Genomic DNA, 8161 nt, shown 5'->3' on the forward strand with positions numbered 1-8161 from the left:
ACCATTATTTCGAAAAGCTGATTCGTAGCAGGACGGCCGTTTTGCATGGTTATGGCTGGGGCGTCACCCACTTGAGGCTTAACCACGAGCTGCTCGGTTTGGGCAGAATCGCTATCGAGGCAGCGCATGGCGTGTTGCCGGACGGCACGGCGACCGTTCGATCGGTTAAGCTAAACATGTCACTCCTATTATCGGTGATTAAGCTGAAAGCCCGGCCATTGCATTGCGGCCTAGGCCAGCAGATTGAGCGGGCGTCGGGCCGTCGACAATCGTGTTGGAGTACGGTCGTCTTGCTCCGTCTAGCGATCTCGGGGTTAACTCAAAGCACCTGTGCACAGTGGATCGTGCGGATAGGGAATTCCCAATGATCGGGCTCAGCGGCAATAGTGTATTTCTGAATGGCGAGGCGAAGCCGCTGCCGTCGGCGGTGCCAATTATCTCGAAAGCCAGTAATGTCACTCCGATCGGCGGCTACGAAACCAATGTCGACACCGCTTCCGTAGGGGGTGCTACCGCGCCCGAATGGCAGATGATTGGGGAACCACTTGAGGTGGAAAGGCTTCTGGAGCCGGATATGGTTCCAGCTGTTGAAAGGGTCGCGAGGCTCGGGGACCCTCTTGCGGACCCGTCCGATCTAGACTTCCTTCTTCCGCCGTTCTTAGAAGTCAAGCAAGGCCACTGGTTAGCCGCTGTAGATAACCCGCCGGCGAATATTGTCCCAAATTCTATTCCCCATCACGCCTGCGCCTTCGTTCAACCGCAGCGACCCGAGACCATTCCAGACAATTGGGATCTCGCAACCGAACTCAAAGCAACACCGAGGTCGACAATTGCGCCAAATGGTGCCGATATTGACAAAGGCTTTCCGTTGGGAACCGGACCGGCGCTGACGCAGCCGCAGGAGGAGGAGGAGCCGTCTCGTTCGACGGCGGCTGGAAAGGTCGGAGGTGACGGAAAACATGCGGCCGAAGCGGGCTTTCCTGCGGCCAATGGTCCTTCCGACGTTGAGCAAGACACAGCTGGTGTCACGATGCACGAGGTGCTTACCTCACTGCAGAAGCCTCTACTCAGCGTCCGTGAACGCCTCTGCTCTGCAGCAATCGAGGCATCGGCTATGCCGTCCAAGTGGCTGTGGATTGGCGGGCGGAAAGCCAGACTGTGGGATGAGTACTGCCGCGTCTTCGATGATGTCATTTCGGACATCGAAAATGAGATGATTCGCAGTTTTGGCGCCGACTTTGGACCTTCGCGTCGCGTAGGCAATAATCTTCCAGAAAAGGAACCGGTTGCGGTGAAAGTTCAAAGGAATCGTAGCCGTGTCGACTGATGGAGCCGGACTAGGCGTCGAGCCTCTCGCGAGCTTTGAGCCTTCGTCATCGCCGACGCTAGATCAACCGTTCTGGGAAACATTGACGCTCCACAGGCTCAATCCACTCGTGGCCGCCGCTGCAGCGCTTCTAGGTCTCTGTGCGCAGCTCAAGATTGGTACAGATCATGTCAATGTAGAGGAGCTTCGTCTGCGGGTCTTGCGAGAGATTGATGTATTCGAGCGTCGAACAAGGGCGCTCAGCCTACCTGTGGGCGCGATCACGGCCAGCAAATATGCCCTCTGCGCGACAATTGACGACATAGTCCTGAACACTGCTTGGGGTAGCCAAGGCATATGGGCAAAGCGAAGCATGGTTGGGACTTTGTTCGGGGAGACTTGGGGCGGGGACCGATTCTTCGAGCTTCTGGAGCACATGAAAAAGGGTCCAGCAATCCATGTTGAATTACTGGAATTGCTATACTACTGCATGCGGGTAGGCTTTGAAGGTCGCTTTCGGGTAACTGCCAGAGGTACGTCCGAACTCAGCCTGCTGTGTGAGGACGCGTACCGACTGATACGAGCAGCGCGTGGTGACTTCGAGCGCGACATATCCCCGCACTGGAAAGAACGCGTGGAGGCGCGAAGACGTCGTCCTCGATTCGTTCCAACTTGGGCCATCACCGCGCTCGGCGTAGCCTCCTTCCTATCGCTCTTTGTAGTACTTCAGCACATGTTCAATGAACGGTATGATGTGGTCCTCGCTGAACTCGCCGCTCTGCCACCGAGCGGTGCTGTAAGGATGGTGAGGGCCACTCTACCAGACACATTCCAGACTCACGGCGACAAACTGCGTGATTCGCTGGGAACCGAGATCTCCGATGGATCTGTCACTGTCACCGAGGATGCGCAACAGATGTTCGTTGCCGTCCGAGCCTCCGGCATGTTCGACTCGGCAAGTTCGATCGTGAATATAGCATTCGTGCCGCTTCTTCTGCGGATTGGCCGAGCAATAAACGAGCAGCCGGGAGAAGTTATTCTGACCGGACACACTGATTCCATGCCAATTGACTCTCTCGCCTATCGTTCCAACGAAGACCTTTCTGTAGCGCGTGCCAAAGCGGCTGCTGAGACGATCAAATCGGCTATGAGGGAACCAGGGCGGGTGCGAGAGCAGGGCGGGGGCAGCGATGAACCGATCGCTTCAAACAGGACGCCACAAGGGCGCGCCAAGAACCGGCGGATCGAGATAATAATCAAAAAGCCAAAAGAGAATTAGACCATGCACATAATAGGTGAAGCGCTTAAGGCAAAATTTGTTCCCATCGCGCTGATTTGTTTAGTAAGTGCTGTGATTTTTGTGTTTGGACGTCACCTCTCAATTGATGGGGTTGCTCCACTTGGTAGCCTCGGCGGGCAGCTCGTGGCATCAACGTTGGTTCCAATAGTGTATGTCGTCCTCTCTATGATCCAAGGCAGGTTCGAAGGCTTTTTCCTTGAGCGAGCGTCTAACCTGCTGCATGGATTCGGGGCAAAAGAAAAGGAACACAATAGCGAAGGATCTTCTACTTCCCATTCAGAGCAAACGCTCGCCAACGCCACTGCCAAGGCAGAGCTGAAGACGATGTCAGCTCGCTTCCGTCAAACCCGCACGACACTCAAGGGCCTTCGTCGTGACGGGATTCTGGGCAGGCGGTGGCTCTATCAATTGCCATGGTACGCGGTTATCGGTGCGTCCGGGTCTGGAAAAACCACCGTAATTGCTAATTCTGGTCTCGATTTCCTATTGGCACAAAGACTCAGCGCGCGCAACTGTGATTGGTGGTTGACTGACCATGCCGTGCTGATCGATACTCCGGGATACAGCATAATCGACGAACCCCATCCTGATCAGGCCAAAGCGGTCTGGCACGGCTTCCTTCAATTGCTCAGCCGCTCATACCGCCGACAGCCACTGAAGGGAGTGTTGATATCGATCGCGATCGATGAGCTGAGTTCGTCATCCCAAGAAGAACTCCTCAATCATGCAGGAAAAATCCGGCAGCGGATCCTTGAGCTCTATAGAAAGCTTGGAGTGCGAATACCGATCTACGTGCTACTCAACAAGAGCGACCTAATTGCTGGATTTAAGGAGTTCTTTGGCAATCTCGGAGACGAGGGGCGAGAAGCCGTGTGGGGATTTACCTTCGCGCAAGTGCCATTGGACAGTGAACGTGCTTCAATGGACGGTTACGCAGCGGAATATGATGCACTCGTTGGACGCCTCAACGACAGACTGCTCGAACGAATGCACCAAGAAACCGATATCCAACGCCGCGCACTTGTGTTCAGCTTCCCACAGCAAATCGCAAGCCTCAAGCACCCCTCACAAAAGTTCCTCAACGAAGTCTTCGCTACCAATTCGTTCGAGGAACCCATCATGCTGCGGGGCATCTACTTCGTGAGCGGAACACAGAGTGGGCCGTCGTTTGATCGGGTGATCGCCGCCACCGCTCGGACCTTCAGCATTACTCAACCGGCCAGACCTACTTCACTCGATCAGAAGCGTAGTTTTTTTATTACTCGTCTGCTTCGCGAATTGGTCATCCCGGAGGTCGGGCTTATCGAAGTTCATCCTGGTGTTGAACGCCGTCAGCGTTGGCGTCGGTATGGGTTTCGTGCCATGATCGGCGGACTTGTGTGCATTGCGTGCGTTTTCTCAATGGTCAGATTTGCCCGCAATCTCCATATGGTCGAAACGGTTCATCAAACGCTCAGTCGTTATTCCCAGGAGGTGAAGAAGCTCAGGGTTGAGCCGGTGGACAATAGCGACCTGCGACCGGTCTTGCCGCTGCTCAAACGACTGCGCGACATGGAGACCGGCTATGACAAAGACGCCAAATCGAGCGATTATCTGAATTTTGATAGAAGCAAAGAGCTTGGGGTCCAAACGCGCGCGGCCTATACTCGCGGTCTTGAATTGATCTTGCTGCCGCGCCTGATTTTACGACTGGAGAAATTACTTGCGGACCGACAGGATGATCCTCTTTTCCTTTATCAGGCACTGAAAGTTTACCTGATGCTTGGGGGACAAGGTCCTTTCGAGCCCAAGGTCGTGAAAGACTGGATGACCCTCGATTGGGAAGTGGAGTTTCGAGCTGAGGCCGACGCCAGCCTTCGCCGCGAGTTGGCCGAACACCTCGATATTCTTATTGAGAACCCCCGATTAAGTATCGGTCTTGACAGGCCTTTAATTGAGAAAAGCCGCGCCAAGCTCAACACCATCTCACTACCCCGTCGAGTCCTCAACATCTTGACAACCACTCCTCAGGCCGTCCAATTGCCGGCGTGGCGTCTGTCCGACCACGCTGGCCCGATGGCGGAAGATGTTCTGATCCGCAAATCAGGCCAACCGCTCAACACTGGTGTGGCTGGTATTTATACCCGAGCCGGGTTCAATGGCCTAGTCCTCCCAATGCTACCACGGATAGCAGATGCGGTTGCGGCAGAAGATTGGGTGCTTCGCGATAAGGCGATCCCTCCTGGGGTTGAAGCGAGCCAGATGCTGCAACGCGCGGCTGTCGATCTCTACTTTCAGGATTTTGCACTAAATTGGGATGAACTCATTAATGATATCTCCATTCGGCCGGTGGTGAGTGTCGATGACATGCTACGAACGTTGAACGCCCTTTCCGCGCCGACTTCGCCAATGCGCTTGTTCCTCACAGCAGCGGCGCGCGAGACCAATCTCGACGAACCACTCGCGCCCGAAACGCAGACTAACGACATTGCGAAGGGGAAACCTTGGGAAAGCAACCTCCAGGCGCTCTTCCATCCGGCTGGTGTCCCAAACATTTCAGAAAGCCAACGCAAACTATATACAGATCAGCATTTTCAATGGCTCCAGCAACTTGTCAATGTAGTGCCAAACAGCCCGCCTGGCTCCCAAGCGCCGATCGAAAGTGCAATACGTGATCTCGGCAGTCTTTATCAGTCGCTCGGCAATGTGGGGGACTCGGCCCTTGAAAAGGGCGATCCAACTGCTGTTGCGATCCGCAAAATTGAAGTCGGAGCAGCCAATCTGCCGCGACCAATACAGCAGTGGGTTCGTGGCGTGGGCCAGTTAAGCTCGAAACTCTCGACCCGCGAAATAAAAGTTCGTCTCGCTGAAATGTGGGCTGTTGGTGCTGGTGATGTGTGCCGGCGCGCGACGGCGGGACGGTACCCCTTTGTGCGCGGTTCGCGTCGCGACATTCCTTTGGGAGATTTCGCTCGGCTGTTTCGCCGCGATGGAATAATAGCCACTTTTTTTTCCGAACGCTTGTCGAGCTTTGTTGTTCAGTCCGAAAACTCGTGGACGTTTAGCTCTAAAGAGAATTCCAAAACACAAATTGAGCGAGATACCCTAGCGCAGTTCAAACGAGCAGCTGCAATCGGAGATTCTATGTTCAAGGGTGGTGGCGATCAGCCGTCATTTGAGTTCCTGCTAACCGTCGCTGATACCGGTCCATCGACTAACGAAGTGGGGGTCGAGATCGACGGCCAGCGGCTCACCCAGCGGCGGGGGGAATACAAACCTGTGCGTTTCCACTGGCCCTCGGCCGGTGGCGTCGGCGGCGCTTCCATCACTTTCAACGCCTCGGAGAGCGCAGCGCTCTCCGAGGCGGGTCCTTGGGCGTTGCTCCGACTATTGGACAAGGGGCAGACGCTTAGCCAAGAGGACCCAGCCCGCATTTACGTCCGGTTGGTAGCTGGTCACCAATGGGCGACATTCATCCTCCAGTCCGACAACCTAATCAACCCGCTATCTCGCAATCTGTTATCGGAATTCCGATGCCCACGACTCTAGAGGAAAGTGCGCTCAAAGTGTGAATGAGCCTGAGTCGGAAGCTGCCGAATATTAAGCTGGCGGAACTCTGCGGCTTTTGCCAGCGGGTCCTACAGAATCGGGAATGAGAACTACCTCCTGCCTGACGATCAACGTCGTCGCGCCGCTTCGATCATCCTTCAACAATATCGAAACCTACGCCAAAAAGATGGAGACTTATGATGAGTGACAGCCATAGTCCAACACTTGCCGGAAGATTCTTGAACATCATCAAAAGAACTCAAGCCAAAGAAGGACTGGAATTTTGCTTTGCGCTGGGCATCAGTGGCATTGCTGGCAAGGAGAAGCCAGTGGTTTTGGTGCGGAAGAACGGGCTGACGACTCTGCGGAAAGCTTTGGAAAAAATACCTTATGAAACCACCAAAGGCCTTTGCCAGCCCACGGACTTTAGGTTTCTAAAGTCCGGAACAGGGCGGATGAACAAGGAGGGTGTGATTGTCGTACGGCTTGGCAAAGGTGGCTCGGCCCAAATTGCTGAGGTTAGAAGGTATATGAAGCGATATTTCAAAGATTTCAAAAAAACGCTCCCGGATCTAGATGTAGCTGATCCTCTAAAAGAAGAAGACCTCAATCGATTTGAAATAGCGGCTCAAGAGAACTCCGATGAACTGCCCGCAGACAATCAGGAGATCGCCAAAGAAAACCGTACGGAGGGCACTGAAGAAAATGCTCTACCCGATGGACTGAAGGAAGTCATTGCCACTTCGGCAGCGTCAATCGCAGCTCACTCCATTCGTATTAGCCGGCAAACGGGGTTACTTCAAACCGCTGAGCTCGGTCCCTTGACGATTAAAATCTCTGATTGGCTTAAGGCTATGCTAACCGCCACGCCGTTGGAAGAGCAGGAGAATGCCCTGCATAATTTCACCTGCCGGCTGCTGTTGATGCTGGCCTATGACGATAATCGGAGAAACCTTCAATATGTGGACGAGGCGCCCGATGGGGATGAGGTCAAGGTGGATAGTCCCGGCGTTGGCGATGGCACTGCGCGCCAATCGATCGTGATAGGTGGGATAGACCTGAACGATGTTCGGAAAGAACCCGTTGAGAAAGAAGAGGTGGTGGAAACCTTGTTTCGAACGACCAAGGCAGCAGTCCGAGAGCGAAAGCTTCCTTATTCCTTGGAAAGTGCGAACTCCGACAGGATCGCCACAATGGTCTCATCACAATGGCCAAACGAAGAAGGCCGGTCAGCCAGCAGGCTTGAGATTTTGGAGCGGTTGATCGCAGTGGTGCAGCGGCTCTGCAACAGTGATCAGCTGATCTCCCTTATTGGCCTTAAGAGAAGCGACAAGCTTGAAGGGAATCTGATCGCGACCATTCGGAGCATCAGGTATGACTGGCAAGCATGCGTCGATCTCGCGCTGGTGCATTGGGAGGAGACGAAGACCGAGATCACCGAGAAGTACGATGTGGAAGCCATGGGTGGATCCTGGAAGCCAATCGATGAACTCTTCCAGAGCGCCAATGATGTGGTCTCGAACGAGCTGTCCAATATTGTTGAGCTGGGGGCCGAGGCAAATGCCGACGTGATCGAGCGCAGTAGAGCGGTGGTTGAAGCAACCCTTCAGTCTCTTGACGGAAACAAGTTCGTCCGACTGCTCGATAATCCTCCACCGGTTTTCAGCCCAATTACGGTCGGGGAGACGCTGCGGCGCGGACTTAGGACAATTGACAGCGAACTGAACAGTGTCAAAGCCTCGCTCGCCGCGGCCGCCGCGTAATTGCATAGAGGTAATTAATATGGGACTTGGCGGCGGTGGGTGTGACGAAGCGGGGCGAAGCCCGACTAGAGTTACACCCACCGTTGTTTGACCTTGCCCCGTTGAAATAATCCATTTTGAAGTAAGCTCTGGCCCATTTGAGAGGACCAGAGGATGAAGCGCAATCGTTTCACAGACGAACAGATCATCGGCATATTGAAGGAGCACGAGGCAGGCACGCCGGTCTCGGAGCTTTGCCGCAAGCATGGCGTCAGCGATGCCAGC

6 protein-coding genes are annotated in these 8161 nt (G+C 54.4%); all 6 read left to right on the plus strand.

What is annotated here, in order from left to right; translation table 11 throughout:
• Positions 1–368: type VI secretion system baseplate subunit TssK (tssK, locus tag HJB91_RS31000; protein WP_259669992.1), on the plus strand; the 368-nt coding region annotated here is incomplete at its 5' end.
• Positions 365–1327 carry a hypothetical protein gene (locus HJB91_RS30020; protein ID WP_221156892.1) on the plus strand — a complete coding sequence of 321 codons (963 nt, stop codon included), beginning with the start codon at positions 365–367 and terminating at the stop codon, positions 1325–1327. The genes tssK and HJB91_RS30020, both read left to right, overlap by 4 nt.
• Positions 1317–2585, plus strand: coding sequence for a type IVB secretion system protein IcmH/DotU (gene icmH / locus HJB91_RS30025; RefSeq protein WP_311044453.1), 1269 nt, complete (start codon positions 1317–1319; stop codon positions 2583–2585). The genes HJB91_RS30020 and icmH overlap by 11 nt, the downstream gene beginning before the upstream one ends.
• A 3-nt stretch (positions 2586–2588) precedes the next feature.
• On the plus strand, positions 2589–6134 hold the full coding sequence (gene tssM, locus HJB91_RS30030) for a type VI secretion system membrane subunit TssM (RefSeq protein ID WP_221156894.1): 3546 nt from the start codon (positions 2589–2591) through the stop codon (positions 6132–6134).
• Positions 6135–6334: 200 nt separating this feature from the next.
• Positions 6335–7897: a hypothetical protein gene (locus tag HJB91_RS30035; RefSeq protein WP_221156896.1), complete on the plus strand. Its 1563-nt coding sequence runs from the start codon at positions 6335–6337 to the stop codon at positions 7895–7897.
• Positions 7898–8050: 153 nt separating this feature from the next.
• On the plus strand, positions 8051–8161 hold a 111-nt coding region (locus HJB91_RS30040; RefSeq protein ID WP_165410108.1), incomplete at its 3' end, for a transposase.

Source organism: Rhizobium sp. NLR10b, assembly GCF_019685435.1.
Classification (GTDB): domain Bacteria; phylum Pseudomonadota; class Alphaproteobacteria; order Rhizobiales; family Rhizobiaceae; genus Rhizobium.

What these genes read in the sequence shown, in the direction of transcription:
- HJB91_RS30020 (WP_221156892.1), top strand. Translation starts at nt 365, where the DNA reads ATGATCGGGCTCAGCGGCAATAGTGTATTTCTGAATGGCGAGGCGAAG.
- tssM (WP_221156894.1), top strand. Translation starts at nt 2,589, where the DNA reads ATGCACATAATAGGTGAAGCGCTTAAGGCAAAATTTGTTCCCATCGCG.
- HJB91_RS30035 (WP_221156896.1), top strand. Translation starts at nt 6,335, where the DNA reads ATGAGTGACAGCCATAGTCCAACACTTGCCGGAAGATTCTTGAACATC.